This is a genomic window from Pseudomonas sp. PME37.24/006 (genome assembly GCF_055556635.1).
In genome coordinates this window covers 279,931-306,557 of sequence record NZ_JBVHNL010000003.1, presented here as the reverse complement: position 1 = coordinate 306,557, position 26,627 = coordinate 279,931, and the positions used below count along the sequence as shown (strand labels likewise).

26 protein-coding genes are annotated in these 26,627 nt (G+C 61.0%); 19 read left to right on the top strand and 7 right to left on the bottom strand.

The window, feature by feature from the left end:
* The first annotated feature begins 9 nt into the window (after positions 1 to 9).
* The 4 genes from nqrF to sthA all read left to right on the top strand — a co-directional run bounded on the left by nqrF (position 10) and on the right by sthA (position 4,007).
* Positions 10 to 1,233, top strand: a complete 1,224-nt coding sequence (gene nqrF / locus ACZ3GY_RS12320) for an NADH:ubiquinone reductase (Na(+)-transporting) subunit F (protein ID WP_465910218.1) — start codon at positions 10 to 12, stop codon at positions 1,231 to 1,233.
* 103 nt (positions 1,234 to 1,336) lie between these two features.
* Positions 1,337 to 2,260, top strand: a complete 924-nt coding sequence (locus tag ACZ3GY_RS12315) for an FAD:protein FMN transferase (RefSeq protein ID WP_465910217.1) — start codon at positions 1,337 to 1,339, stop codon at positions 2,258 to 2,260.
* Positions 2,257 to 2,490 (top strand): (Na+)-NQR maturation NqrM, encoded by a 234-nt coding sequence (nqrM, locus tag ACZ3GY_RS12310; RefSeq protein ID WP_465910215.1) that lies wholly within the window; start codon positions 2,257 to 2,259, stop codon positions 2,488 to 2,490. The genes ACZ3GY_RS12315 and nqrM overlap by 4 nt, the downstream gene beginning before the upstream one ends.
* Positions 2,491 to 2,612: 122 nt before the next feature.
* Positions 2,613 to 4,007 (top strand): Si-specific NAD(P)(+) transhydrogenase, encoded by a 1,395-nt coding sequence (gene sthA / locus ACZ3GY_RS12305; protein WP_463565486.1) that lies wholly within the window; start codon positions 2,613 to 2,615, stop codon positions 4,005 to 4,007.
* A 325-nt stretch (positions 4,008 to 4,332) separates the two neighbouring features.
* Here sthA and ACZ3GY_RS12300 read toward each other — a convergent pair whose 3' ends face one another.
* Genes ACZ3GY_RS12300 through ACZ3GY_RS12290 form a run of 3 tightly spaced genes read right to left on the bottom strand, consistent with a single transcriptional unit; the run spans position 4,333 to position 5,927 of the window.
* Positions 4,333 to 5,052, bottom strand: coding sequence for a glycerophosphodiester phosphodiesterase (locus ACZ3GY_RS12300; RefSeq protein WP_465910213.1), 720 nt, complete (start codon positions 5,050 to 5,052; stop codon positions 4,333 to 4,335).
* Between the two features lie 9 nt (positions 5,053 to 5,061).
* A complete protein-coding gene (locus tag ACZ3GY_RS12295; RefSeq protein WP_463565484.1) occupies positions 5,062 to 5,358 on the bottom strand; it encodes a phosphodiesterase in 297 nt (98 codons plus the stop codon).
* Positions 5,355 to 5,927: a PilZ domain-containing protein gene (locus ACZ3GY_RS12290; protein ID WP_465910212.1), complete on the bottom strand. Its 573-nt coding sequence runs from the start codon at positions 5,925 to 5,927 to the stop codon at positions 5,355 to 5,357. The genes ACZ3GY_RS12295 and ACZ3GY_RS12290 overlap by 4 nt, the downstream gene beginning before the upstream one ends.
* 95 nt (positions 5,928 to 6,022) lie before the next feature.
* Here ACZ3GY_RS12290 and ACZ3GY_RS12285 point away from each other — a divergent pair, with 95 nt between their 5' ends.
* From ACZ3GY_RS12285 to murB, 11 genes are all read left to right on the top strand, one after another.
* Positions 6,023 to 7,273 carry a lipoprotein-releasing ABC transporter permease subunit gene (locus tag ACZ3GY_RS12285; protein WP_463565482.1) on the top strand — a complete coding sequence of 417 codons (1,251 nt, stop codon included), beginning with the start codon at positions 6,023 to 6,025 and terminating at the stop codon, positions 7,271 to 7,273.
* Positions 7,266 to 7,970 (top strand): lipoprotein-releasing ABC transporter ATP-binding protein LolD, encoded by a 705-nt coding sequence (lolD, locus tag ACZ3GY_RS12280; protein ID WP_463565481.1) that lies wholly within the window; start codon positions 7,266 to 7,268, stop codon positions 7,968 to 7,970. The genes ACZ3GY_RS12285 and lolD overlap by 8 nt, the downstream gene beginning before the upstream one ends.
* Positions 7,970 to 9,214 (top strand): lipoprotein-releasing ABC transporter permease subunit, encoded by a 1,245-nt coding sequence (locus tag ACZ3GY_RS12275; RefSeq protein ID WP_463565480.1) that lies wholly within the window; start codon positions 7,970 to 7,972, stop codon positions 9,212 to 9,214. Before lolD ends, ACZ3GY_RS12275 begins: the two co-directional genes overlap by 1 nt.
* Before the next feature lie 66 nt (positions 9,215 to 9,280).
* Positions 9,281 to 11,527 (top strand): DNA internalization-related competence protein ComEC/Rec2, encoded by a 2,247-nt coding sequence (locus ACZ3GY_RS12270; RefSeq protein WP_465910210.1) that lies wholly within the window; start codon positions 9,281 to 9,283, stop codon positions 11,525 to 11,527.
* Between the two features lie 72 nt (positions 11,528 to 11,599).
* A complete protein-coding gene (gene pocA / locus ACZ3GY_RS12265; RefSeq protein ID WP_465910209.1) occupies positions 11,600 to 12,256 on the top strand; it encodes a flagellar polar localization protein PocA in 657 nt (218 codons plus the stop codon).
* On the top strand, positions 12,253 to 12,681 hold the full coding sequence (gene pocB / locus ACZ3GY_RS12260) for a flagellar polar localization protein PocB (RefSeq protein ID WP_463565478.1): 429 nt from the start codon (positions 12,253 to 12,255) through the stop codon (positions 12,679 to 12,681). The genes pocA and pocB overlap by 4 nt, the downstream gene beginning before the upstream one ends.
* Complete coding sequence (lpxK, locus tag ACZ3GY_RS12255) at positions 12,681 to 13,688, top strand: tetraacyldisaccharide 4'-kinase (RefSeq protein ID WP_465910207.1); 1,008 nt, start codon at positions 12,681 to 12,683, stop codon at positions 13,686 to 13,688. Before pocB ends, lpxK begins: the two co-directional genes overlap by 1 nt.
* A gap of 41 nt (positions 13,689 to 13,729) precedes the next feature.
* A complete protein-coding gene (locus tag ACZ3GY_RS12250; protein WP_131178347.1) occupies positions 13,730 to 13,915 on the top strand; it encodes a Trm112 family protein in 186 nt (61 codons plus the stop codon).
* A gap of 1 nt (position 13,916) precedes the next feature.
* Positions 13,917 to 14,681 carry a 3-deoxy-manno-octulosonate cytidylyltransferase gene (gene kdsB / locus ACZ3GY_RS12245; protein ID WP_465910206.1) on the top strand — a complete coding sequence of 255 codons (765 nt, stop codon included), beginning with the start codon at positions 13,917 to 13,919 and terminating at the stop codon, positions 14,679 to 14,681.
* Complete coding sequence (locus ACZ3GY_RS12240; protein WP_463565475.1) at positions 14,681 to 15,145, top strand: low molecular weight protein-tyrosine-phosphatase; 465 nt, start codon at positions 14,681 to 14,683, stop codon at positions 15,143 to 15,145. Before kdsB ends, ACZ3GY_RS12240 begins: the two co-directional genes overlap by 1 nt.
* The gene (gene murB / locus ACZ3GY_RS12235; protein ID WP_465910205.1) at positions 15,142 to 16,161 is read left to right on the top strand and encodes a UDP-N-acetylmuramate dehydrogenase; all 1,020 of its coding nucleotides are present in this window, start codon (positions 15,142 to 15,144) and stop codon (positions 16,159 to 16,161) included. The genes ACZ3GY_RS12240 and murB overlap by 4 nt, the downstream gene beginning before the upstream one ends.
* Positions 16,162 to 16,430: 269 nt before the next feature.
* On the opposite strand, the gene rne is transcribed toward murB, so the two are convergent.
* Entirely contained in the window at positions 16,431 to 19,628 is a 3,198-nt protein-coding gene (gene rne / locus ACZ3GY_RS12230) for a ribonuclease E (RefSeq protein WP_465910204.1), read from the bottom strand.
* Positions 19,629 to 20,348: 720 nt separating this feature from the next.
* On the opposite strand from rne, the gene rluC reads away from it, so the two are divergent.
* From rluC to sppA, 3 genes are read left to right on the top strand one after another with little or no spacing between them, the layout of a single operon-like run.
* A complete protein-coding gene (gene rluC / locus ACZ3GY_RS12225) occupies positions 20,349 to 21,302 on the top strand; it encodes a 23S rRNA pseudouridine(955/2504/2580) synthase RluC (RefSeq protein WP_465910203.1) in 954 nt (317 codons plus the stop codon).
* The gene (locus ACZ3GY_RS12220) at positions 21,295 to 21,990 is read left to right on the top strand and encodes an HAD-IA family hydrolase (RefSeq protein WP_465910202.1); all 696 of its coding nucleotides are present in this window, start codon (positions 21,295 to 21,297) and stop codon (positions 21,988 to 21,990) included. Before rluC ends, ACZ3GY_RS12220 begins: the two co-directional genes overlap by 8 nt.
* On the top strand, positions 21,980 to 22,957 hold the full coding sequence (gene sppA / locus ACZ3GY_RS12215) for a signal peptide peptidase SppA (protein ID WP_465910201.1): 978 nt from the start codon (positions 21,980 to 21,982) through the stop codon (positions 22,955 to 22,957). Before ACZ3GY_RS12220 ends, sppA begins: the two co-directional genes overlap by 11 nt.
* 70 nt (positions 22,958 to 23,027) lie before the next feature.
* On the opposite strand, the gene ACZ3GY_RS12210 is transcribed toward sppA, so the two are convergent.
* Together ACZ3GY_RS12210 and fnr are read right to left on the bottom strand one after the other, a co-directional pair.
* Positions 23,028 to 23,576, bottom strand: a complete 549-nt coding sequence (locus ACZ3GY_RS12210) for an adenine phosphoribosyltransferase (RefSeq protein ID WP_463565469.1) — start codon at positions 23,574 to 23,576, stop codon at positions 23,028 to 23,030.
* Positions 23,577 to 23,776: 200 nt separating this feature from the next.
* Entirely contained in the window at positions 23,777 to 24,511 is a 735-nt protein-coding gene (gene fnr, locus ACZ3GY_RS12205) for a fumarate/nitrate reduction transcriptional regulator Fnr (protein ID WP_465910200.1), read from the bottom strand.
* Positions 24,512 to 24,637: 126 nt separating this feature from the next.
* Here fnr and ACZ3GY_RS12200 point away from each other — a divergent pair, with 126 nt between their 5' ends.
* Positions 24,638 to 25,141: a hypothetical protein gene (locus ACZ3GY_RS12200; protein WP_465910199.1), complete on the top strand. Its 504-nt coding sequence runs from the start codon at positions 24,638 to 24,640 to the stop codon at positions 25,139 to 25,141.
* Between the two features lie 23 nt (positions 25,142 to 25,164).
* Here ACZ3GY_RS12200 and hemN read toward each other — a convergent pair whose 3' ends face one another.
* On the bottom strand, positions 25,165 to 26,547 hold the full coding sequence (gene hemN / locus ACZ3GY_RS12195) for an oxygen-independent coproporphyrinogen III oxidase (protein ID WP_465910198.1): 1,383 nt from the start codon (positions 26,545 to 26,547) through the stop codon (positions 25,165 to 25,167).
* Between the last annotated feature and the right edge of the window lie 80 nt (positions 26,548 to 26,627).

The following is a 26,627-nucleotide window of genomic DNA, read 5'->3' as shown; positions in this document are numbered from 1 at the left end:
GATGAACAGATGAATTACGAAATTTTCCTCGCGATCGGCATGTTCACCGCTATTGTCCTGGCGCTGGTGCTGATCATTCTCGTGGCGCGCGCCAAGCTGGTTTCCAGCGGCGATGTGAGCATCGAGATCAATGGTGAAAAAACCATCGTGGTACCGGCTGGCGGCAAATTGCTGCAGACGCTGGCCTCGAACAATATTTTCCTGTCTTCGGCCTGTGGCGGCGGCGGCACCTGCGCTCAGTGCAAGTGCATCGTCGAAAGCGGTGGTGGCGAGATGCTCTCCACCGAGGAGTCGCACTTCAACAAGCGTGAGGCCCGTGAGGGTTGGCGTCTGTCCTGCCAGACCGCGGTCAAGCAGGACATGAAGATCGAAGTGCCGGAAGAAGTCTTCGGCGTGAAGAAATGGGAATGTACGGTCGAGTCCAATCCCAACGTGGCTACCTTCATCAAGGAGCTCACCCTCAAGTTGCCCGAGGGCGAGAACGTCGACTTCCGCGCCGGGGGTTACGTGCAGCTGGAATGCCCGCCGCACGTGGTCAGCTACAAGGACTTCGACATTCAGGAGGAGTATCGCGGCGACTGGGACAAGTTCAACCAGTGGAAGTACGTGTCCAAGGTCGACGAGACCGTGATTCGCGCCTACTCCATGGCCAACTATCCCGAAGAAGTCGGCCTCGTTAAGTTCAATATCCGTATCGCTTCGCCACCTCCAGGCAAGGACGATTTGCCACCAGGCCAGATGTCGTCCTGGGTGTTTGGCCTCAAACCGGGTGACAAGGTGACGGTTTATGGGCCATTCGGAGAGTTTTTCGCCAAAGATACCGATGCCGAGATGATCTTCGTCGGTGGTGGTGCCGGTATGGCGCCGATGCGCTCGCATATCTTCGATCAGCTCAAGCGCTTGAAGTCCACGCGCAAGATCAGCTTCTGGTATGGCGCACGCTCCATGCGTGAGGCCTTCTACAACGAAGAGTACGACCAGTTGCAGGCGGAGAATCCCAACTTCCAGTGGCACTTGGCGCTGTCTGATCCACAGCCTGAAGACAACTGGACAGGCCTCAAGGGCTTCATTCACAACGTGCTCTACGAGAACTACCTGAAGGATCACCCGGCGCCGGAAGATTGTGAGTTCTACATGTGCGGTCCGCCCATGATGAACGCTGCGGTTATCAAGATGCTGACCGAGCTTGGCGTGGAGCAGGAAAATATTCTCCTCGACGACTTTGGCGGTTGAGGTGGGATTAGCGGTATTTCGGCCCGTTATCGCTGTCGCCCTGGCGGCAGCCTTAACGGGCTGTCTTCCTTCTGATCGGGTTGAAGAGTTTGGTGGCCCGACCATGGGCAGCACCTACTCGGTCAAATACGTGAGCAGCGAGGGTGTCGCTCCGCAGAGCGAGATCAAGGCCGCCACCGAGGCGATTCTTGCCGAGATTGACCTGCAGATGTCCACCTACCGTGCCGATTCTCTGATCGAGCAATTCAACCGCGCACCGGGTGGCAGCTGCCAGGAGATGCCCGAGGGCGTTCTGACGTTGATTGCGGCCGGTAATCGCCTGCATGAAGAAAGTGGCGGCGCCTTCGATCTGACGTTGGAACCGTTGCTTGATCTGTGGGGATTCGGCCCGAAGGGACAGGGCGAAGCCGTGCCGGATGCGCAGAAGTTGGATGCGGCGCGCCAGCGTGTCGGCCAGCAGCATCTGCGTATCGATGGCAGTCTGTTGTGCAAGGATGTCGATGTCGAGGTTGACTTCAACAGCATCGCCGCCGGGTACGCAGTTGACCGGATCATTGCCAGGCTTGGTGAGATGGGCGTAAGTAGCTATCTGGTGGAGGCGACAGGGGAGCTCAAGGCTGCAGGGCGAAAGCCCGATGGTAGCCACTGGCGTATCGGGCTCGAGGCGCCACGAGACGATCAGCGTGTTGCCCAGCGCATCCTGTTGCTCGATGGCTATGGCATCTCGACCTCGGGAGACTATCGCAACTATTTCGAAGAGGATGGTCAGCGTTACTCGCACACCCTCGATCCGGTGACCGGCAAGCCGGTGAACCACCGCTTGGCAGCGGTGACCGTGGCAGATCCATCGACCTTACGCGCTGATGGCTTGTCTACTCTACTCATGGTGCTCGGGCCGGAAGCCGGTGAGGCTTTCGCTGAGCGCAACGCAATTGCGGCATTTTTCGTCGTACGTAAGGGCGACGGTTTCGTCTCTCACGGAACCAGCGCATTCGAGCAGCTATTCGCTGCGGGAGAAGAGCAATGACCTTTGTGGTTGTATTTTTAGTCATGGTACTGGTCGTCGGCATGATGGCCGTAGGCGTGATAATGGGCCGCAAGCCCATTGCCGGTTCCTGCGGTGGCATTGCCAACCTGGGGATCGAGAAGGAATGTTCGATCTGTGGCGGTGACCGACAGAAGTGTGACGAGGTCACCAGCGAAGCAGGCAACGGAGCGGGCGCAACGGTACAGACGTACGATGCGAGCAAGCGCTGATCGCCAATCACCGTGTTGAGCGTTAGGCTAGGCGGCGTTGCGAGATGTTACGTACCAGGCTGTTAGGCGTGGTTCTGCCGAGAACGTTCGATAAGCGTTCCGGTGCGATTTGAGGAGTGAACATGGCGGTCTACAACTACGATGTAGTGGTATTGGGTTCCGGCCCGGCAGGAGAGGGAGCCGCGATGAATGCGGCTAAGGCTGGGCGCAAGGTGGCGGTGGTCGATGACCGTCGCGAAGTCGGCGGTAACTGCACCCACCTCGGTACTATCCCGTCCAAAGCGCTGCGCCATTCGGTGCGGCAGATCATGCAGTTCAATACCAACCCCATGTTCCGTCAGATCGGCGAGCCACGCTGGTTCTCCTTTCCTGATGTATTGAAGAGCGCCGAGGGGGTAATCGGCAAGCAGGTTACTTCGCGTACCAGCTATTACGCCCGCAACCGGATCGATGTTTTTTTCGGTACTGGCAGCTTTGCCGACGATCAGACCATTGAAGTGGTCTGCCCCAACGGTGTAGTGGAAACCCTGTCGGCCAAACAGGTGATCATCGCCACCGGTTCGCGTCCCTATCGCCCGGTGGATGTTGATTTCAATCACCCGCGCGTCTACGACAGCGACACCATCCTCACCCTCAGCCACACCCCGCGACGCTTGATCATCTATGGGGCCGGTGTGATCGGCTGTGAGTACGCATCGATCTTCAGTGGTCTGGGCGTGTTGGTTGACTTGATCGACAACCGTGATCAACTGCTGAGCTTCCTTGATTCGGAAATCTCCGATGCGCTGAGCTACCACCTGCGTACCAACAATGTGCTGATTCGTCATAACGAAGAGTACGAGCGCATCGAAGGGCTGGATAACGGGGTGATCCTGCACCTCAAATCCGGCAAGAAGCTCAAGGCCGATGCGTTGCTGTGGTGTAACGGGCGTACCGGCAACACCGACAAGCTGGGCCTGGAAAATATAGGCATCAACGTCAATAGCCGTGGTCAGGTTCAGGTCGACGAGCACTACCGTACCGAAGTCGACAATATCTATGCTGCCGGTGACGTGATTGGCTGGCCGAGCCTGGCCAGTGCCGCTGCAGACCAGGGGCGCTCAGCGGCTGGCAGCATCGTCGATAACGGTAGCTGGCGGGTCGTCGATGACATTCCTACCGGCATCTACACCATTCCCGAGATCAGCTCGATCGGCAAGAACGAGCACGAGCTGACCAAGGCGAAGGTTCCGTACGAAGTTGGCAAGGCGTTCTTCAAGAGCATGGCGCGTGCGCAGATTTCCCACGAGCCGGTGGGCATGCTGAAGATCCTCTTCCACCGCGAAACCCTGGAAGTGCTTGGTGTGCACTGCTTCGGCTACCAGGCTTCGGAGATCGTGCACATCGGTCAGGCGATCATGAACCAGAAGGGCGAGGCGAATACGCTGAAGTATTTCGTCAACACCACCTTCAACTATCCGACCATGGCCGAAGCTTATCGCGTAGCGGCGTTCGATGGTCTCAACCGGCTTTTTTGAGCGGCTCCGGCCGGTGGCCTGAGCCGGTCGGGGATCCTTTCGCCGACTCCCGCGACTGGCGCTGGCCAAACCGCGAGAGCTTCTAAGCAGGCCAGAAAGCCGATCCCTTGTGGATCGGTTTTTTTATGGGCGGTTTTCCTTCGCTTGCCTATCTATCGACTGCCCGTGCTGGTTTGCACTGATCGAGTGAGGCAATGCTGACATCGTTTGATGGGTATCGCTTCGCTCGACCCATCCTACTGAGGTGTAGGCTCTGTCTCCGTAGGATGGGATGAGCGGAGGTGGGGGAGCGCAACGACGATACCCATCATTGATGTTCGTCTGCCTAGCCGCGCAGTGTGCTCACTGCGATACCGGGGAAGTCGGTGATGATGCTGTCCACGCCGAAGTCGGCGAGGCGGCGCATCAGGGCGGGTTCGTTGACGGTCCAAACCGACACGTGCAAGCCGGCCTTCTGTGCCTTGAGCAGGCGCTCGGGGGTGCACAGTGTCCAGTTCAGGGCCAGCAGGTCGCAGCCGTAATTGCGGGCTACCTTGATCGGGTCGAGCCAGGCGTATTCGGCGACCAGGCCACGGGCCAGGTGGGGTGTCAGGCGCTGGGCGGCGCTCAGTACCTCACGAGAACTGGAGGTGATGGTGATCTTGTCGCCCAGGCCAAAACGTCGGCTGAGCAGTGCGATGGCTTCCACCGTGCGTGCGGCGCGTACCTTGGAGGCGCTCTTGACCTCCAGTTGCCAGTGCTCGAAATCGCACTGCTCGAACAGTTCGCTCAGGCGCGGAATAGGGCAGGGGTGGCGCCAGCCCGGGCCACCGTGACGGGCGTCGTAGTGAACCAGGTCGGCGGCTTCGTGCTCGACCACCTTGCCGCGCTGGCCGGTGGTGCGCTTGAGCGTCGGGTCATGGATGACCATCAGTTCGCCGTCGCGCGACAGGTGCAGATCCAGCTCGCAGCGGCGTACGCCGTGTTCTAGGCACTGCTGAAAGCTGGTCAGGGTATTTTCCGGGGCTTCGCCCTTGGCGCCGCGGTGGCCGTAGATCAGGGTCACAGTTGCTCCTTACTCGGTTCGTGTGGCGCGCGGCTGTTGGTGGCGCACGCTGTTGATCACATGGTCGTATTCGAAATAGACGCTGAATTCACGATAGTCCCAGCGGGTGATCGGCGGCTTGCCGACGGCGGGATGTTCTTCGTCAGCCAGGCCGAAACGCTCCAGTACCGAGCGTTTGGACTGGCCGAGCTGTGGCAGATCGGTAAGGTCGGCGCCCTGTTGGCCGATGGGGATGGTCAGGGTGTCGGCATGGGTTGTCAGCGGCAGCAACAAAGCCAGTGACAAAATAAATCGACGTGCAGTCATACGGAATCCTCACGAGCCTGGCGGCGCTCCTGCGCCTGGCGTTGCAGGATATGTCGGGCGAGCAGTTGGCGCTGTGCGTCAGTCAGCGCTTCGAATTCGGCGCCGATTTCGAACTGCCCTTCGTGCCCCTGGCAATGCAGCACCTTGGCGCGCAGCAGCAGGCCCAGTGCCTGGGGCATCAGCACCATCTTCATTGCCAGATGGCTATCGACCGACACCGGCTGGGCATTGAAGAAACTGATGCCGCCCTCCGACAGTGTGACCCGCTTCGGTGGGCCGATGTCGCGCAGCAGACTTTGGGCCATGGCCTGCCCGAGCAGGTCGATGCGTTTGTTGACCACCTTGAGGTAGTTGGCCAGGGTACGGTCGCGTTCGCTGATGTTACGCAGCAAGTGCTGGGACTCGAAGTCCATCAGATGCAGTTCGCTGAGCAGGTTGAACAGCGGAGAGGCGTCGTGAAGCTCGTCACTGGCGAGGGCTTCGGCACCCGCCAGTGGGGTGAAATCCAGTGCGATCGTGTCCTCGATACGGTAGTATTCGCGGCGATCATTTTCGTCTTGAGTCGACATGGCGAACCCATGGCAGCGGTGGTGGTCAGAGTGTAAGGCCGCTCGCCAGGCCCCGCCACAAGGACGTTCCTCTTTCCCTCGAACAAGCGCCCCACATGTTCAGACCCCTGTCCGTTTTTCTCGGTACGCGCTACACGCGGGCCAAGCGTCGCAACCACTTCGTTTCGTTCATTTCCCTGACCTCAATGATCGGGCTGGCACTTGGTGTGCTGGTGATGATCCTGGTGCTGTCGGTAATGAACGGCTTCGACCATGAAATGCGCACCCGCGTCTTGGGGATGGTGCCCCACGCCACGGTCGAGAGCTCCAAGCCGATCAGTGATTGGCGCCGCCTCGCCGACCGGGCGTTGCAGAACCCTCAAGTTCTTGCCGTGGCGCCGTTCAGCCAGATGCAAGGCCTGCTGACCAACGATGGCAAGGTACAGAAGGTGCTGATCAACGCCGTGGATCCCGTCGAGGAGCCCAAGGTGTCGATTATCGGTGACTTCTTCCGCGAGGGTCGGCTGGAGGATCTGCAACCAGGCACCTTCGGCATCGTCATCGGCGACAAGGCTGCCGAGAAACTCGGTGTCGGGCTGGGCGACAAGGTGACCTTCGTGGCGCCGGAAGTTACCGTGACCCCAGGCGGCATGTTCCCGCGCCTCAAGCGCTTCACCGTGGTCGGCATCTTTCATGTCGGTGCGGGTGAAATCGACGGTTTCGTGGCCATGACCCATATCCAGGACCTGGCCCGTCTGCAGCGTCATCAGGTCGATCAGGTACAGGGCATCCGCCTCAAGTTCGCTGACCTGTTTCAGGCACCGCGCACTGCCTGGCAACTGGCGCAAAGCTTCGGTGAGCAGGATTACCTGGCTCGCGACTGGACACGCACCCACGGCAATTTGTATCAGGCCATCCGCATGGAAAAAGCCATGATCGGCCTGTTGCTGCTGCTGATTGTCGCCGTGGCGGCCTTCAACATCATCTCCACCCTGGTGATGGTGGTGACCGACAAGAAAGGCGATATCGCCATCCTGCGTACCCTTGGCGCCACGCCCATGCAAATCATGGCAACGTTCATGGTGCAGGGTACGGTGATTGGCGTGATCGGCACCTTGATCGGCGCAGTGCTGGGCATTCTTGCCGCACTCAACATCAGCTCGATCATCGCAGGCGTCGAGCGCCTGCTCGGTTTCAAGTTTCTCAATGCCGATGTGTACTTCATCGACTACCTGCCGTCGCAGCTGATGCTCGCCGACGTGGTGCAGGTCTGTGGTGCGGCATTGGTTCTGAGTTTCCTCGCTACTCTTTATCCGGCCTGGCGCGCGGCGCGCACCCAGCCCGCGGAGGCATTACGTTATGAGTGATCCGGTCGTGCAGGCGCAGGCGAACGCCGTGCTCAGCTGTCGCAACCTAGGCAAGCGCTACGAAGAAGGCCCGCAGGCGGTGGTGGTTCTCGACGACCTGCAGCTGGAGCTTTTGCCAGGTGAGCGGGTGGCCATCGTCGGTAGTTCCGGCTCGGGCAAGAGCACGCTGCTCAATATGCTCGGCGGCTTGGATACGCCCAGCAGTGGCAGCGTCTGGCTGGCTGGTGAAGAACTCTCGGCACTCAACGAGAAACAGCGTGGCCTGTTGCGTAACCGCGCGTTGGGTTTCGTCTACCAGTTCCATCACCTGCTCGCCGAGTTCACCGCGCTGGAGAACGTGTGTATGCCGCTGCTGATCGGCAAGACCTCGATCAGCGAGTCGCGTCAGCGGGCCACCGAGTTGCTCGAACGCGTCGGTTTGGGCCATCGCCTGAGCCACAAGCCTGCCGAGCTGTCTGGCGGTGAGCGTCAGCGCGTGGCGATTGCCCGGGCGCTGGTCAATCGACCCGGCCTGGTGCTGCTCGATGAGCCAACCGGCAACCTGGATAACCACACCGCTCAAGGCATTCAGGATCTGATGCGCGAACTCAGCACGCAGTCGCAGACCGCCTTTCTGGTGGTGACTCACGACCTGCAACTGGCGCGGCAGATGGATCGGGTGCTGAGCCTGGAAGACGGCAAGCTGGTGCACGCCTGATGTTTCGCCCGCTGAGTGTCTTCATCGGTCTGCGTTACACCCGTGCCAAGCGCCGCAACCACTTCATTTCGTTCATTTCCCTGACCTCGATGATCGGCCTCGCCCTGGGCGTGCTGGCGATGATCGTGGTGCTCTCGGTGATGAATGGTTTTCACCGTGAAATGAGCTCGCGCATTCTTGGTATGGTGCCCCACGCGACCATCGTCGGTTCGCCGGCTCTGGCCGACTGGCAGGCGCCGGCCAAGGCCGCCCTGGAAAATCCCCAGGTGGAAGCGGCCGTGCCGTTCGCCGAGCTGGAAGGCATGCTTTCCTACCGTGGCGTGATGCAGCCGATTCAACTGCACGGCATTGACCCCGAGTTGGAGCCGAAGGTCTCGATCATCGGCGATCACATGGTGCAGGGTCGCTTGAGCGATCTGCGCGAAGGCGAGTACGGGGTGATCATCGGTGAGATCACCGCCCGCCGCTTCCAGCTTCAGGTCGGTGATCGCCTGGCGCTGATCGTGCCGGAAATCAGCTCGGTGCCCGGTGGCATCACACCCCGCATGCAGCGCTTGAACGTGGTTGGGGTGTTCAAGGTGGGCGCCGATCTGGACAGCTCTCTGGCTCTGATCAACGTCGCCGATGCTGCGCAGATCCAGCGTCTGGAACCGGGCTCGGTACAGAGTATCCGCCTCAAGTTGAAGGATCTCTATCAGTCACCACAGGTCGCCAGTGCGATTGCCGCACAACTGGGCGAGGGTTACCACGCCAGTGACTGGACACAGACTCAGGGCAGCCTGTTCAGCGCCATGAAGATGGAGAAAACCATGATCGGCCTGTTACTGCTGCTGATCGTTGCGGTGGCCGCGTTCAACATTATCGCCACACTGATCATGGTGGTTGCCGACAAAGGTGCGGATATCGCTATCCTGCGAACCTTGGGCGCTACGCCACGGCAGATCATGGGTATCTTCATGGTGCAGGGCACTGTGATCGGGGTGATCGGTACGCTGATCGGCGGTGTGCTTGGTGTGCTGGCGGCGCTCAATGTCAGTGAACTGGTGGGTTGGCTGGAGCGTATCAGTGGCCAGCATGTGTTCAGCTCTGATGTTTACTTCATCAGCACTCTGCCGTCCGAGTTGCAGGTCGGTGACGTGGTGCTGATCTGCAGTGCGGCGCTTATCCTCAGCTTCCTCGCCACGCTATATCCGTCCTGGCGTGCGTCGCGTACGCAGCCGGCCGAGGCGCTGCGTTACGAATGAGGTGCTAGTCTCGAAAAGGCCGCTATTGATTAGCGGCCTTTTCATTTCTGGATCAGAAGGGTGTCCATGGAAGGGACTCGATCAGGCAACCTGCGTACTGGGTTGCTGGCATTGGTGGCGGGGTTGTTGCTGCTGCGCTTCGTACCGCAATTACCGTCAAGCTTTATATTGCTGATGTCGGGCCTGACAGGTTTGGCGCTGTTGCCTTTTCGCACCTACCCCATCGGGCTGTTTCTGTTGGGCTTCAGTTGGGCATGCACCTCTGCGCAGTGGACGCTGGATGATCGCCTCGACCCCGCACTCGATGGCCGCACCTTGTGGCTGGAGGGCAGGGTGGTGGATTTGCCGGATGTGCGCGAGGATGTGGTGCGCTTTCATCTACAGCAACCGAAATCGCGTCGCGCCGAGCTACCGCAGCTGTTGCGCCTGTCCTGGTATGGCGGGCCGCAGATTCGAGCGGGCGAAACCTGGCGGCTGGCGGTCAACCTCAAACGTCCGCACGGCCTGGTCAATCCGCAGTCCTTCGATTACGAGGCCTGGTTGCTGGCGCAGCGCATCGGTGCTGTCGGCACCATAAAATCCGGACAGCGCTTGAGCGAGGCGGGCGGTAGCAGCGCTTGGCGAGATCGTGTGCGTCAGCGGATGCTCGCCGAGGATCCTCATGGTCGTGCAGGTGGGTTGGCGGCCCTGGTTCTTGGCGATAGTTCTGGCTTGTCGGTGGACGATTGGCGCGTTCTGCAAAGTACTGGCACCGTGCACCTGCTGGTGATATCCGGCCAGCACGTGACGTTGGTGGCCGGCATGTTCTACGGCCTGGTGTTCTGGCTGGCGCGGTTGGGCTGGTGGCCGCGGTTCTTGCCCTGGCTGCCGGCGGCCTGCTTATTGGCTTTTTCTTCGGCGCTGGGGTACAGCCTGCTGGCCGGTTTCGACGTGCCGGTGCAGCGTGCTTGCGCCATGATTGGTCTGGTGCTGTTGTGGCGTTGGCGTTTTCGCCACTTGGGCATCACCTTGCCATTGCTGGTAGCGTTGGTCGCGGTGCTGTTGTTCGAGCCGCTGGCGGTGTTGCAGCCGGGCTTCTGGCTTTCGTTTGGCGCCGTGGGGCTACTTATCCTGATCTTTGCTGCGCGCCTCGGGGCCTGGGCTTGGTGGCGTACCCTGGGGCGCGCGCAATGGGCGATGACCGTGGGGTTGCTGCCGATGCTGCTGGCCCTCGGGCTACCCATCAGCGCCAGCAGCCCGCTGGCCAATCTGATCGCCGTGCCCTGGGTCGGTTTCGCGGTGGTGCCGCCCGCATTGCTCGGCACCTTGCTGCTCCCCGTGCCCTGGCTGGGTGAGGCCCTGCTGTGGTGGGCGAGCTTTGCCCTGGAATGGCTGTTTCGGCTGTTGGCACTGATGGCCGATTGGCTGCCGGCCTGGTTACCCAGCGCCTTGCCGTTCTGGGCCTGGCTGTTGGTGGCGTTGGGTGCCTTGCTGCTCCTCCTGCCCGGCGGGGTACCGCTGCGCGGGCTGGGTTTGGTGCTGCTGTTGCCCCTGCTGTTCACGCCGGTGCAACGGCCAGCTGAACAGCGTGCTGAGGTATGGATGCTGGATGTTGGGCAGGGCTTGTCGATGCTGATACTGACCCGCGAGCACGCTTTGCTCTACGACGCCGGCCCCAGTTTTGGTGATTTCGATATGGGCGAGCGCGTGGTGCTGCCGTCGCTCAGGGCGCTGGATGTGCGTGCACTGGACATGCTGCTGCTCAGCCACTCCGATAACGATCACTCTGGCGGCGCTGAAGCAGTGGCCCGAGGCATACCTGTCAGTCGGATTGTCAGTGGCGAGGCGTCGGTGTTGCCGGCTGTACTGCAGGCGGAGTCTTGCCGGGAGGAAAGCTGGACATGGGACGGCGTGCACTTCAGCACCTGGCGCTGGGCGGATGCCACTGACAGCAACCAGTCATCCTGTGTGCTGATGATCGAGGCCGCGGGGGAACGCATATTGCTGACCGGCGATATTGATGGGCGTGCCGAGCGAGCGCTTATCGATACAGGGCGCGATCTCCAGGCCCAGTGGTTGCTGGCGCCGCACCATGGCAGTCGCAGCTCGTCATCCTGGGCATTGCTCAAGGCGGTCAGGCCTGAGGCGGTGCTGTATTCCCGTGGCCGGCACAATGCTTATGGCCATCCTCATCCAACAGTCGTCTCGCGTTATGTGACGTTTGATGCCAAGGCGCACGACAGCGTCGAGAGCGGCGCACTGCGGATCGATCTCGGTTCATTTGGCGAACCGCATGCGTTACGTGAAATACCGCGTTTCTGGCGGGAAAAATGAGAACCGCAGCCGTCGGCGACATCACGCCCCTATGCTAGAGTGGCGCCACTTTTGCGAAGGGGATTTGCCACCGTGTGGGAACTGGTTATAGCTGGCGGCTGGGTGATGCTGCCAATCATTCTGTGTTCAATCGCTGCCCTTGGCATTATCGCCGAGCGGCTGTGGACGCTGCGCGTCAGTCGCGTTACACCGCCTAACCTGCTGGGGCAGGTATGGCGCTGGATCAAGGACAAGCAGCTTAATAATCAGAAGCTCAAGGAGCTGCGCACGCATTCGCCACTGGGCGAAATCCTTGCCGCTGGTTTGGCCAACTCCAAGCACGGCCGTGAGGTGATGAAAGAGTGCATTGAAGAAGCCGCAGCCCGCGTGGTGCACGAGATGGAGCGCTACCTGAATGCCCTGGGCACGATTGCTGGCATTACCCCATTGCTCGGTTTGCTCGGTACGGTGATTGCCATGATCGACATATTCGGCTCCTTCATGGGCGGCAGCACAGCCAATCCAGCTTTGCTTGCAGGCGGTATATCCAAAGCGCTAATCACCACCGCGTCGGGGCTGATCGTGGCGATTCCGGCACTGTTCTTCCACCGTTTTCTGCAGCGCCGCGTCGATGAACTGGTCGTCGGCATGGAGCAGGAAGCGATCAAGCTGGTGGAGATGGTGCAGGGCGAGCGCGATGTCGACCTGGCCGAGGAGCCCAAGCCGGCCAAGGGGAGCAAGAAGGCGTGAAGTTCAGACGTAGACGGCGTGAGCAGGTCGAGATCAATCTCGCCTCGCTGATCGACGTGGTGTTCATCCTGCTGCTGTTCTTCGTGGTGACCACTACTTTCACGCGTGAAACCCGTATGCAGGTCGATCTGCCCGAGGCTGCCAGCGGCACGCCGCCCGAGCAGAGCGAACTGAAGCAGCTGGAAGTGGTGATATCGGCAGAGGGCGGCTTCTCGCTCAACGGTCAGGCCCTGATCAAGAATGATCTGGATAACCTGATGGCGGCCCTGCAGAAGGAGTCCGGCGGTGACAACAGCCTGCCGTTGACCATCAGTGCCGACGCCAAGACCAGCCACCAGTCAGTGGTCACCGCCATGGATGCCGCCGGCAAGCTGGGCTTCGCGCACCTGCGCATCACCACGGTCGAGACTCAGGCAGCGCCCTGATGCCGAGCTTTTCCGACCGTCTGGTGCAGGCCTGGTATGAAGGGCATCCAGCGTTGGCGCTGTTGCGTCCGCTGGAGGCTTTGTACCGTGGTGTGGTGCAGCGCAAGCGCGCGCGCTTTCTCGCTGGCGTGGGCGAGATTTATCGCCCACCCGTGCCGTTGATCGTGGTGGGCAACATCACCGTCGGCGGTACCGGCAAGACACCGCTGATTCTCTGGCTGGTCGAGCAGTGCCAGGCTCGCGGCCTGCGCGTTGGCGTGATCAGTCGTGGCTATGGCGCCAAGCCGCCGAGCCTGCCCTGGCGGGTCAGGGCCGAGCACACTGCCGAGCAGGCTGGTGACGAGCCGCTGCTGATCGTGCAGCGCAGTGGCGTGCCGCTGATGATCGACCCGGATCGCGCTCGCGCCGCTCGCGCCTTGCTGGCCGAGGAGTCGCTGGATCTGCTACTCAGTGATGATGGCTTGCAGCACTATCGTCTGGCCCGTGATCTGGAACTGGTGTTGATCGACGCCGTGCGCGGCCTGGGCAATGGTCGCTGCCTGCCTGCCGGGCCGCTACGCGAGCCCGCTGAGCGACTGCAAAGCGTGGATGCCTGTCTCTACAACGGTGCGCCGAGCGATCCTCAGGGTGGTTATGCCTTTACCCTGGTGCCCAGCGCCGTGATCAACCTGCGCAGCGGCGAGCGCCGTCCGCTCGATCACTTCCCGCCCGGTCAGACCGTACATGCGGTGGCTGGTATCGGTAATCCGCAGCGTTTCTTCACAACCCTCGAGGCGCTACACTGGCGGCCTGTCGCGCATGCTTTCGCCGACCATGCTGCCTACAGCGCCGAGCTGCTGAATTTCTCGCCGGCGCTGCCGTTGGTGATGACGGAGAAAGACGCGGTGAAATGCCGGGCCTTCGCGGCTGACGATTGGTGGTACCTGGCTGTCGATGCTCAGCCTTCGCCAGCTTTCCGCACGTGGTTCTATGCCCGGTTGGATCGTCTGCTCGGCGAGCGGCAGTAACCGCGTCACGCGCTCACTCCTCTTGTTCTCAAGGATTTCCCATGGACCCGAAACTGCTCGATATCCTGGCCTGCCCGATCACCAAGGGCCCGCTCAAGCTCAGCCAGGACAAGACCGAACTGATCAGTAAAGGTGCCGGTCTGGCCTATCCTATCCGCGATGGCATTCCGGTCATGCTGGAAAGCGAAGCCCGCACCCTCAACGACGACGAACGCCTGGACAAGTAAGATGAGCAACGCCTTTACCGTGGTGATCCCGGCGCGTTACGCGTCCACACGCCTGCCAGGCAAACCGCTGCAGGATATCGCCGGCAAACCGATGATCCAGCATGTCTGGGAACAGGCCTGCAAAAGCAGCGCAACCCAGGTCGTGGTGGCCACCGATGATGTGCGCATCGTCGAGGCTTGCCAGAGGTTCGGTGCCCAGGTGCTGCTCACTCGCGTCGATCACAACTCCGGCACCGACCGGCTTGCCGAAGTGGCGGCTGCGTTGGGGCTGGCTGCTGATGCCATCGTGGTCAACGTACAGGGTGACGAGCCACTGGTGCCACCTGCGATCATCGATCAGGTGGCAGCCAATCTGGCCACCAACCCTCAAGCCGCCATCGCTACTCTGGCGGAGCCGATCGATGATGTTGCCGCGCTCTTCAACCCCAATGTGGTCAAGGTCGCCAGCGATCTCAATGGCCTGGCGCTGACCTTCAGCCGCGCGCCGCTGCCGTGGGCACGTGATGCGTTCGCGGCCGATCGCGATACCTTGCCTGCCAACGTTCCCTATCGCCGGCATATAGGCATCTACGCCTACCGAGCCGGCTTCCTGCAGGACTTCGTCGCCTGGGGCCCTTGCTGGCTGGAAAACACCGAGTGTCTGGAGCAGTTGCGTGCGCTCTGGCACGGCGTGCGTATCCATGTCGCTGATGCGCTGGAGGCGCCGCCTGCTGGCGTCGACACCCAGGAAGACCTCGACCGTGTGCGCCGGCTGCTGGGTGCCTGATGCGCGTTCTGTTTGTTTGCCTGGGCAATATCTGCCGTTCACCTACTGCCGAAGCGGTGCTACGCCAGCGTCTGCTGCAGGCGGGGCTGGCTGAGCGCATCGAAGTCGACTCCGCCGGGACTGGCGATTGGCATGTGGGCAAGGCCCCGGATCCGCGCACCCAAGAGGCGGCCAGCCGGCGCGGCTACGATCTGTCCGGCCTGCGCGGTCGTCAGGTTTCTGCTGACGACTTCTCGCGCTTCGATCTGGTGCTGGCCATGGATGCTGCCAACCTGCGCGATCTGCAGCGTATGCGTCCTGCTCAGGCGCGGGGAGAACTGGACTTGTACCTGCGCCGCTACGAGCTGGCTGTGGATGAAGTGCCTGATCCTTATTACGGCGGTAGCGAAGGCTTCGAGCAGGTGCTTGATCTGCTCGAGCAGGCCAGCGATGCATTGCTGACCGAGCTCAAGGGTCGCCTATGAGCCTGCTGGTACGCTCTGGTGTGTCGCTCAAGGCCTACAACACCTTCGGCGTGGATGTGGCTGCACGCTACTTTGCCGAGGCGGAAGATGATGATCAGGTGCGCCAGGCGCTCGACGCTGCGCGCGAGCGGCATGTGCCGTTGCTGGTGCTGGGAGGCGGTAGCAACCTGCTGCTGACCGCCGACGTCGATGCGCTGGTGCTGCGCATGGCCAGCCGCGGTATTCGTCTACTGGCCGACGACGGTCAGCGGGTGGAGATTGAGGTGGAGGCGGGCGAGCCCTGGCATGATTTCGTGCAATGGACCCTGCTGCAAGGTTTTGCCGGCCTGGAAAATCTCAGCCTGATTCCCGGTACGGTCGGCGCCTCGCCAGTACAGAACATCGGTGCTTATGGCGTCGAGTTGAAGGATTGCTTTCTTGGTCTGACGGCTCTGGATCGCCACAGTGGCAAAATCCACGAATTTGATCTGCACGCTTGCGCCTTCGCTTATCGTGACAGCCTGTTCAAGCGTGAAAGTGGGCGCTGGATCATCCTGCGCGTGCGTTTCGCACTGAGCTGCAATGCGCCGCTGCATCTCGATTACGGCCCGGTGCGTCAGCGCCTGGCAGAGCAGGGCATCGAGGCGCCGAGCGCCAGCGACGTCAGTCGCGCCATCTGCGCCATTCGCAGCGAGAAGCTGCCGGATCCAGCAGTACTCGGCAACGCCGGCAGCTTCTTCAAGAACCCGCTGGTGCCGGCCGAGTTGGCGCAGCGTCTGCAGCTGAGTCATGCGGATCTGGTGGCCTATCCTCAGGCCGACGGCCAGGTGAAGCTGGCAGCAGGCTGGCTGATCGAAAAGGCTGGCTGGAAGGGCTTTCGCGATGGCGATGCCGGCGTGCATCGTCTGCAGGCGCTGGTGCTGGTCAACTACGGTCAAGCCAGTGGGCAGCAACTGCTCGCGCTGGCGCAGCGCATTCAGGCGGATATCGCCGAGCGTTTTGGCGTGAGCCTGGAAATCGAGCCGAACGTGCTCTGATCCTCTGCGTAGCCTCGCCGGATTGGCGGGGCTAGCAGTCCTAATCTCTCCCTATTCCTTCGTTCCCGGGTATCGCTGTGCTTCAACCGGGGGGCTACCTGGTGCATGCTCCCGTAGCCCGCGGTTGAGCAGAGCGATACCCGGGGCAACTGATAGCGCATGCAAAAATGCTGGGCGCGCGCTTTGCAGTCGCTCGCGATGGGTCTCCAAGAATCGCAGGCAAGAAAAAGGGATGCCGAAGCATCCCTTTTTCTGTTGCGCGTTACCTATCAGGCTTGCGGCTTGGGCGCATCCTGATCGTGCTGAGCACTGTCGTCGACCGGAGTGACGATGACGTCGGTTTGCTCGACTGGCTCGCTGGCCGGTTGAGTGTCGACGACGGCTTCGCTCTCGGCTGCCGGAGCAGCGGCTTCGGCTTCAACGACCGCTACGGCTGGAGCGGCCTTGGCGGCCTCTTCAGCTTCGCGAGCCAGGCGCTCTTCTTCACGCTTGCGGCGACGTACTTCACGCGGGTCGTTCGGCGCGCGGCCGTTGCTTGCAACCGGTGCGGCCTGCTCTTCGACCACAGGCGCTTCAGCTGCAGCTTTTTCGACGACCGGAGTAGCCTCGGGGGCGGCGGTGAAGGTGGTCTCGGCGACTGGCGCTTCGATGGCCGGTGCTTCGATCACTGGCGTTTCGGCAACAGGTGCTTCGACGGCGACCGCTTCGCTAACTGGCTCGGCCGCGACCAGAGCTTCCTGCTGTACTGCTTCGAAGTTCGGTGCCGAAGCACGTGGGCGTTCGATTTCAGGCAGGGGCTCGATCACTGCATCGGCGCGCTCGGCAACTGTTTCTGCCTGCACTTCGACTGGCGCTGGAGCGTCTTCGACCACAACGGCAGCAACTTGTACGCGCTGCTCGATCTCGACCGCTGGCTGTACGTCCTGAACGGCGGCAGGTGCTGCGGTTTCGGTAGCGGTGGCTGCTTCCTGAGCGACCGGCTGTTGTGCAGCCGGCTGCTCGGTTTCGGCGATAACCGCGGCCACGGTGGCGGCGGCAGCGATGCTGCCGTTGTCTACCGGCTCTTCCGAGTTGTCGTCGCTGCCTTCGATTGGGTTGCCATCGGCATCACGCTGACGCTCGCGACGATTGCTGCGGCGACGCTGGCCACGGGAACGGCGACGTGGGCGGTCACCGCCTTCGTTACCTTCCTGATCGTCGTCTTGCTGCTCGTCGTTGTTCAGCACTTCGTCTTCAGCGGCGTCTGCCTGAGCCTGCTCGGCGCGTGGTTGACGCTCCTCGCGAGGTTGACGTGGCTGACGCGGCTCACGTTGCGGGCGTTCGGCGCGAGCTTCTTCACCGGCTACGGCTGCGGTTTCGTTCTGCGGCTCGGCATCCAGCGGGGCGCGCAGTTCGCGCGGCTGACGCTCTTCGCGCGGACGACGCTCACGGCGGTTTTCCTGACCTTCACGCGGTTCGCGCGGCGGACGGGATTGACGCACTTCCTGAGGCTCGCGAACTTCCACGTTCTCACGCGGCAGGCGATCTTCACGTGGGGCGCGAGGCTGACGTTCTTCACGCGGTGCACGCTCTTCACGAGGCGCACGTTCCTCGCGCGCTGCGCGATCTTCACGTGGGGCACGTTCTTCACGCGGCTTGCGCTCTTCGTCGCGGCGGTTGCCACGGCTACGATTCTGCTGGCGACCGTTGCGACGCTCGTCGCCACGCGGCTGACGCTCGCCTGGCTTCTTTTCGACCACGGTCGGTTTCTGCTCTTCGGCACCGGCGAACAGGCCCACCAGGGACTTCACCAAGCCTTTGAACAAACCGGTTTGCGCGGTGGCGGCAACAGGCGCTGCAGGTGCAGCTGCGGTAACTTCTGGCGCAGGCGCGCTGCGTTGCGGGGCGGCTTTGAGCGCGGCTTCCTGGCGAACCAGGGTGCGGGTCGCGGCTGCCGGCTTTTCTTCCTCGACTTCGACCGTGGCCATTTCGTAGCTGGTCTGGGTGCTCTGGGCTTCCGGGCTGTCGTCACGGATGCGCTGCACTTCGAAGTGCGGCGTTTCCAGGTGATCGTTCGGCAGAATGACGATGCGCGCACGGGTACGCAGTTCGATCTTGGTGATCGAGTTGCGCTTCTCGTTGAGCAGGAAAGCGGCGACCGGGATTGGTACCTGGGCACGAACCTCGGCGGTACGGTCTTTCAGGGCTTCTTCTTCGATCAGGCGCAGAATCGCCAGCGACAAGGATTCGACGTCACGGATGATGCCTTGACCGTTGCAGCGCGGGCAGACGATGCCGCTGCTTTCGCCCAGCGATGGGCGCAGACGCTGACGGGACATTTCCAGCAGGCCGAAGCGCGAGATGCGCCCTACCTGAATGCGCGCGCGGTCGGCTTCCAGAGCTTCACGCACTTTTTCTTCGACTGCGCGCTGGTTCTTGGCCGGCGTCATGTCGATGAAGTCGATGACGATCAGGCCGCCGATGTCGCGCAGGCGCAACTGACGGGCGATTTCTTCGGCTGCTTCCAGGTTGGTCTGCAGGGCCGTTTCTTCGATGTCGCTGCCTTTGGTGGCGCGCGCCGAGTTGATGTCGATGGACACCAGGGCTTCGGTCGGGTCGATGTAGATCGAACCACCGGACGGCAGCTTCACTTCACGCTGGAAGGCGGTTTCGATCTGGCTTTCGATCTGGAAGCGGTTGAACAGCGGCACGCTGTCTTCGTACAGCTTGATCTTGCTGGCGTACTGCGGCATCACCTGGCGAATGAAGGTCAGGGCTTCTTCCTGGGCTTCGACGCTGTCGACCAGTACTTCGCCAATGTCCTGGCGCAGGTAGTCGCGGATGGCGCGGATGATGACGTTGCTTTCCTGATAGATCAGGAATGGGGCAGGGCGATCCAGGGACGCTTCTTTGATGGCGGTCCACAGCTGCAACAGATAATCGAGATCCCACTGCATTTCTTCGCTGGAGCGACCCATGCCGGCAGTGCGCACTATCAGACCCATGTCGTTGGGAATGTCTAGGCCGTTGAGGGCTTCGCGCAGTTCGTTGCGCTCTTCACCTTCGATGCGGCGGCTGATACCACCGGCACGCGGGTTATTGGGCATCAGCACCAGGTAGCGGCCGGCGAGGCTGATGAAAGTGGTCAGGGCTGCGCCCTTGTTGCCACGTTCTTCTTTCTCGACCTGAACGATGACTTCCTGGCCTTCCTTGAGCACGTCCTTGATGTTGACGCGGCCTTCGGGGGCCTTGCTGAAGTATTCGCGGGAGATTTCTTTAAGCGGGAGAAAACCGTGGCGGTCGGAGCCGAAGTCGACGAAGGCGGCTTCGAGGCTGGGTTCTACACGGGTAATACGCCCTTTGTAGATGTTGGATTTCTTCTGTACGCGGGCGCCGGACTCGATGTCCAGGTCGTACAGGCGCTGGCCATCTACCAGCGCTACACGCAACTCTTCGGGTTGAGTTGCGTTAATCAGCATTCTTTTCATGTGGTACCAATGGTTTCCGGTGCTGCTGGAAGCCGCGTTAGGCACACACGACGATCAGGGTCGGTGTCAGGCGCGTCAGAAACGGGCGTAAATCGTTTCATTGTCGAGCGGCAGCAGCCAGTTGTGCTGGGCCGCGACGGACGTCTCCTGCTTGCTGTTTTTACAGAAAGCACTCAGAACCTGCTAACGATCTGCTGCGCATCGCGCCTTGCTGCATTAAAAGCTGACTTGGAAGGTTCATTTACACCAGTAAATTCTGCTTCCTAGCCTTTTATTGCCTTGCATGGCGCTAGCTCGCGAGACCGTATACACGTTCTCAGTCAGGAGGAGGAATCAAGGGTCGGTAGCGGACGAGATAAAGCGTCTTGGATAAAGCTGTTTGCTACGCAGGCCGACCGTTGTGCATCTCCACCCTACACGTATCGCTGAAAATCGGGTGCCGCTCGCGAAAAATCCGCAGCGGGTTGGCATTACCGCAACCGTCCATATGGGCAGGTCGCGCATCTGTGTGTCAGGCCTTATTTCCGAGTTTCTCGAGCAGCCTTGGTGGCCTATTGCTCTCTGAGAATCCCGTCGGACGGCCTTACGTCCTGAAAGGGTTGCTTGATTCACGATGGCGATTTGGCAACTTCCGCGAATCAGGCCGCTTTTGGCGGCATTCGCGACTATAGCAGCAATGATTAAGTGCTTCAATTGCATAAAAATTGTATGATCGCGGCCATGACGACACCCACTACTCCAACCTCCGGCGTTCAGCTGATTGAGGTCGCGCCTGAACTCGCGGGTCAGCGCATCGACAACTTCCTACGTACCCAGCTCAAGGGCGTGCCCAAGACCTTGATCTACCGCATCCTGCGCAAGGGTGAGGTGCGGGTTAACAAAGGGCGGATCAAGCCCGAATACAAGCTGCAGCCTGGCGATATCGTGCGTGTTCCGCCGCTGCGCCTGGCCGAGCGCGACGAGCCCGAGCCGCTGGCTCAGGGGCTGCTGCAGCGCCTGGAAGCGGCCATCGTTTATGAGGACAAGGCGCTGATCGTGCTGAACAAGCCGGCCGGCATCGCCGTGCATGGCGGCAGCGGCCTCAACTACGGGGTGATCGAGGCGTTTCGCCAGTTGCGTCCGGATACCAAGGATCTGGAGCTGGTACACCGTCTCGATCGTGATACCTCCGGGCTGTTGATGATCGCCAAGAAGCGCAGCATGCTGCGTCACCTGCACGAGCAATTGCGTGGCGATGGCGTCGACAAGCGTTATATGGCGTTGGTGCGTGGCCACTGGGCGACGGCCAAGAAGCAGATCAATGCGCCGCTGCTCAAGAGCAATCTGCGTTCCGGCGAGCGCATGGTCGAGGTCAATCCGGAGGGTAAGGAAGCGCTGACGATCTTCCGTGTGCTGCGCCGTTTCGGCGAGTTCGCCACCCTGGTCGAAGCCAAGCCGGTGACGGGCCGTACCCACCAGATTCGCGTGCATGCCCAGTACGGCGGGCATTGCATCGCCGGTGACAGCAAGTACGGCGATGATGACTTCACCCGCGAGATCCGCGAGTTGGGCGGCAAGCGCCTGTTCCTGCATGCCTACGAGCTGAACATTCCGTTGCCCGACGGTGGCGTGCTGAAGCTCGAAGCGCCGGTTGACGATATCTGGGCGCGTACCGTGGAGCGACTCAGTGCGTGACTACAAGCTGCTGATTTTCGACTGGGACGGCACGCTGGTCGACTCCATTGGCCGCATTGTCATGGCCATGCACCAGGCTGCCGACCAGCGCGGCATGCCGCGGCGCAGCGACGAGGCGGTCAAGGGCATTATTGGCCTGGCGATGCCTGAGGCGATCAGGACGCTTTATCCGGAACTCACCACAGCCGAGCACGTCGAACGCTTCCATACTGCGTACAGCGACTGTTACCTAGCCATAGATCGGATACCGTCGGGGTTTTTCCCGGGCGTCGAGCAGAGCCTGGCGAGCTTTCGTGAGCAGGGCTATCAGTTGGCTGTTGCCACCGGCAAGAGCCGCCGCGGCCTGCAACGGATTCTCGATGCGTTGGGTTGGCAGGACTATTTCGATATCACGCGGTGCGCCGATGAAACGGCAAGCAAGCCCGATCCCAAAATGCTCCACGAGATCCTCGAGCACTGTGGGGTTCCTGCCAGCCAGGCGCTGATGGTCGGTGATGCCTCGTTCGATCTGTTGATGGCGCAACGCGCGGCTATGGATTCGGTGGCGGTCGGTTACGGAGCGCAGACGCTGACGACGTTGAGTGCCTACGAGCCGAAGTTGTCGATCAACCATTTCATGGAATTGAGTGCCTGGCTGAACCAGACGGTAGCCGAGCCCCTAACCGAGGAGATTGAACATGTGGGGTGATAGAAAGACGCCGGTGGTCTCCGAGAGTGATCCGAAGAGCTGGAAGCTTCTCGAGAAGACGCTGCTGGCCAGCGTGCATGAACAGCGACGTTCGCGGCGCTGGGGGATTTTCTTCAAGTTGCTGACCTTCATTTATCTGTTCGGTGCACTGGCGCTGTTCTCGCCGCTGCTCAACTTGCAGGGCGGCTCCAGTAGCACACCGCATACAGCGGTGATTGAAGTTCGCGGCATGATTGCGGATAAGGAGGCGGCCAGCGCCGACAACATCGTTGGCAGCCTGCGTGCAGCGTTCAAAGATCCCTACACCAAGGGTGTGATCCTGCGCATCAATAGCCCAGGCGGCAGCCCGGTACAGTCGGGTTATATCTATGATGAGATCCGTCGTTTGCGTGGCGAGTATCCGGACACCAAGGTGTATGCGGTGATTTCTGATCTGGGGGCTTCGGGCGCTTATTACATCGCCAGTGCCGCCGACCAGATCTACGCTGACAAGGCCAGTCTGGTGGGCTCTATCGGCGTCACTGCGGCCAGCTTCGGTTTCACCGGTTTGATGGACAAGCTGGGTGTCGACCGCCGCGTTTATACCTCGGGCGAGCACAAGGCGTTTCTTGACCCGTTCCAGCCGCAGAAGCCTGAAGAGGCTGCGTTCTGGAAGACCGTGCTGGAAACCACCCATAAGCAGTTTATCGACAGCGTGAAAAAAGGCCGTGGCGATCGCCTCAAGGATGCCGAGCACCCAGAGTTGTTTTCTGGCCTGATCTGGTCCGGTGAGCAGGCGCTGAGCCTGGGCCTGATCGATGCCCTGGGTAATACCAGCTACGTGGCGCGCGAAGTGATTGGTCAGCAAGAGCTGGTGGACTTCACAGTGCAGGAAAGCCCGCTGGATCGCTTTACCAAGAAACTGGGTGCCAGCGTCGCCGAGCAACTGGCGATGTGGATGGGCTTCCAGGGCCCGGCACTGCGCTGATTGCCTGAGACGCAATAAAAAGCCCCGGCCAAGTGCCGGGGCTTTTTATTGGGCGATCACTTCGCAGATATCAACGCTCGTCGAGGGCGAAGGCTGTCAGCGTAAACGTGGGGATGCCCATGTCCTGCAGTTTGCGCGAGCCGCCGAGCTCCGGCAGGTCGATGATCGCAGCGGCTTCATGGAGGCTGGCACCCATGCGTTTTACCAGTTGCACTGCGGCGAGCAGGGTGCCGCCAGTGGCGATCAGGTCGTCGACGATCAATATATTGTCGCCTTCACACAGGCTGTCGGCGTGCACTTCCAGGAAGGCCTCGCCGTACTCGGTCTGGTAGCCCTGGCTGAGCACGTCCGCCGGCAGTTTGCCCTGCTTGCGGAACAGCACCAGCGGCTTGTTCAGCTCATAGGCGATGATCGAACCGATCAGAAAACCGCGGGCATCCATGGCGCCAACGTGGCTGAAGTCAGCCTCGACATAACGCTGGATCAGGCTATCGATCACCATGCGCAGGGCGCGCGGCGATTGGAACAGCGGCGTGATGTCGCGAAACACCACGCCCGGTTTCGGGAAATCGTTAACCGGGCGGATGAGGGTCTTGATACTGAATTCGTCGAAAATCATCGGTAATCCTTGTAACGGTCAAATTGAGCCTTGGAACCTGTTCATGATTTTGCGAGCTAGAGCCATGCAAGGCAAAAACAAGCGAGGAAGCGGACTGGGCTCGCACGCGAGTTTACGAGCTGTAAATGAGCATTCCGAGCTTGTTTTTAACGCAGCAGGGCCGACGCGCAGCAGATCATGAGCTGGTTCTTGAGGCCCTATCAGCTATTAAGGTTACCACCCGCCAGGGCGCACAGCTCGATTGGGTCGAGAATATGCACTTCCTTGCCTTCAGCCTCGAGCAGTTTGCTCTGCTGGAAACGGGTGAACACCCGTGACACGGTTTCTACCGCCAGACCCAGGTGATTGCCGATTTCGTTGCGCGACATCGCCAGGCGGAACTGGTTGGCGGAGAAGCCGCGGGCACGGAAGCGCGCCGACAGGTTGACCAGGAAGGTGGCGATGCGCTCGTCGGCGGTTTTCTTCGAGAGCAGCAGCATCATCTGCTGATCGTCGCGAATCTCGCGGCTCATGATGCGCATCAACTGGCGGCGCAACTGCGGCAGGCTTACCGACAGCTCATCGAGGCGCTCGAAGGGAATCTCGCAGACCGAGGTGGTTTCCAGTGCCTGCGCAGATACCGGGTATGCCTCGGTATCCATGCCGGAGAGGCCGACCAGTTCGCTGGGCAGGTGGAAGCCGGTGATCTGCTCTTCGCCCGCATCGCTGATGCTGAAGGTTTTCAGCGCGCCGGAACGTACGGCGAAAACCGAGTTGAAGGTGTCGCCCTGGCGGAACAGGAATTCGCCCTTTTTCATGGGGCGGCCGCGCTTGACGATATCGTCGAGCGCATCCATGTCCTCGAGATCCAGCGAGAGGGGCAGGCAGAGGCTGGATAGGCTGCAATCCTTGCAGTGTGCCTGATGAGTTGTACGCAGCTTGATGCTTTCGGACATCGCCCTTATCCCTGAGGTATAGACACAGAAGTCGTAAGGGTACCGCACCAGAGGAGTGCGCGGCCAGACAATGAGGCGCGCTCAAGTGTCGCTCCCCCGTGCCGATAGCCTTGAACGAATGATTTGATGAACTGGAGCTTTGTGATGCGTGTGGATAGTCCCGTTTCGGTCGAGCGCAGTTTCGTGCCGACCAGTTCGGCCGCAACTGCCACAGCGGCGCCTGCCGAAACGACCGAGGAAGCCTCGACTGCGACGCCAACTGCCGGAGCCAGTGCTGAGCCAGGCGTAAAGGTCACTCTGTCGGCCGAAGGCCTGATGAAATCGAAGTCCAGCGATAAGAACAGTGATATCGACGAGAGCGGCCTGCCCGACAACGTCAAGCAGTTGCTCAAGATGATCCGCGAGCTGAAGGCGCAGCTTGCCCAGAAGATGGCCGAGTTGCAGGCGATCATGGCCCAGAGCGATATGGACGACGAAACCAGGCAGGCGAGTGCCCAGGCCCTGCAGACCGAAGTCGGTTCGATCAGCGGCGCGCTAACCACCGCCACTGCCGAGCTGGCCAGGGTGATGAGGGATCAGAAACTCACCACCGAACAGAGCGCCACCGTTGGTTCGCTGCTGAACGGGTGAGCCAGGCATCTGCGCGGCGCGGTTCAGATCACCCGCGAGAAGCGCTGCAGGTTCTGCTCGCTCAGGTAGCGATCGAACAGCATGCACAGCGAGCGCACCAGCAATCGTCCCGCCGGCAGTACCTCGATGCTGCCATCTTGCAATTCGATCAGGCCATCGCGGTTTATCTGCTGCAGGGCCGGCCAGGCGTCGGCGAAGTAGCTGCGGAAGTTCACCGCGAAGCGCCGTTCTATTTCTGTGAAGTCCAGCTGGAAGTGGCAGATCAACTGCTGGATTACGGCGCGTCGCAAGCGGTCGTCGTCATTGCATAGCAGGCCGCGCTGGGTTGCCAGTTGCTGGTTATTCAAACTGCGTTGATAAACCGCCAAGTCGGCGCTGTTCTGGCAGTACAAATCGCCGATCTGGCTGATCGACGAGACGCCGAGGCCGATCAGGTCGCAATGACCATGGGTGGTGTAGCCTTGGAAATTACGTTGCAGGCTGCCGTCTTCCTGAGCGCTGGCCAGTTCGTCGTCGGGCAGGGCGAAGTGATCCATGCCGATATAGCGATAACCGGCGCTCGCCAATTGTTCGATGCTGCCCTGCAGCATGGCCAGCTTGTTCGCTGCACAGGGCAACTGGTTGCTGTCGATGCGTCGCTGCGGCATGAAGCGCTCCGGCAAGTGGGCGTAGTTGAACAGTGACAGGCGATCCGGTTGCAGGGCGATCACCTGTTGCACGGTATGGGCGAAATTCTCCGGGGTTTGTTGCGGCAGGCCGTAGATGAGGTCGATGTTCACCGAGCGAAACTGCAGGGTGCGCGCGGCCTCGATGATGGCGCGGGTTTCTTCCAGGCTCTGCAGACGATTGATCGCGCGCTGCACGTTGGGGTCGAGATCCTGCACGCCGAGGCTGACGCGATTGAAGCCCAGTTCACGCAGCAGGCCCATGGTCGACCAGTCCGCTTCGCGAGGATCGATCTCGATGCTGTAGTCGCCGGAGTCGTCGTCGAGCAGGGTGAAGTGCTCGCGCAATTGCGTCATCAGCCGGCGCAGTTCGTCATGGCTGAGAAAGGTCGGGGTACCGCCGCCCAGGTGCAGCTGTTCAATGTGCTGGCGCTTGTCGATGTGATGACCGATCAGCGTCATCTCCAGTTCCAGCGCTTGCAGATAAGGCTGGGTGCGGCCGCGATCCTTGGTGATGACCTTGTTGCAGGCGCAGTAGTAGCAGATGTTGGCGCAGAACGGCAGGTGCAGGTACAGCGACAGCGGGCGCAGGGCACGACGGCTTTCGCGCAGGGCGTGGAGCAGATCGAATGAGCCTATGCCGTCATGAAATTGCACGGCGGTCGGGTACGAGGTGTAGCGCGGGCCGGCTTGATCGTATCGGCGGATCAGGCCGGAATCCCACTGGATGGCGTCGAGCATGGCGAGTTCCGCTTTAGCGTTGAGTGCTCGGCAGTCTAGGGCGCGCCTGGGCGGGGCTTTTTGATCTGAGTCATGGGGGC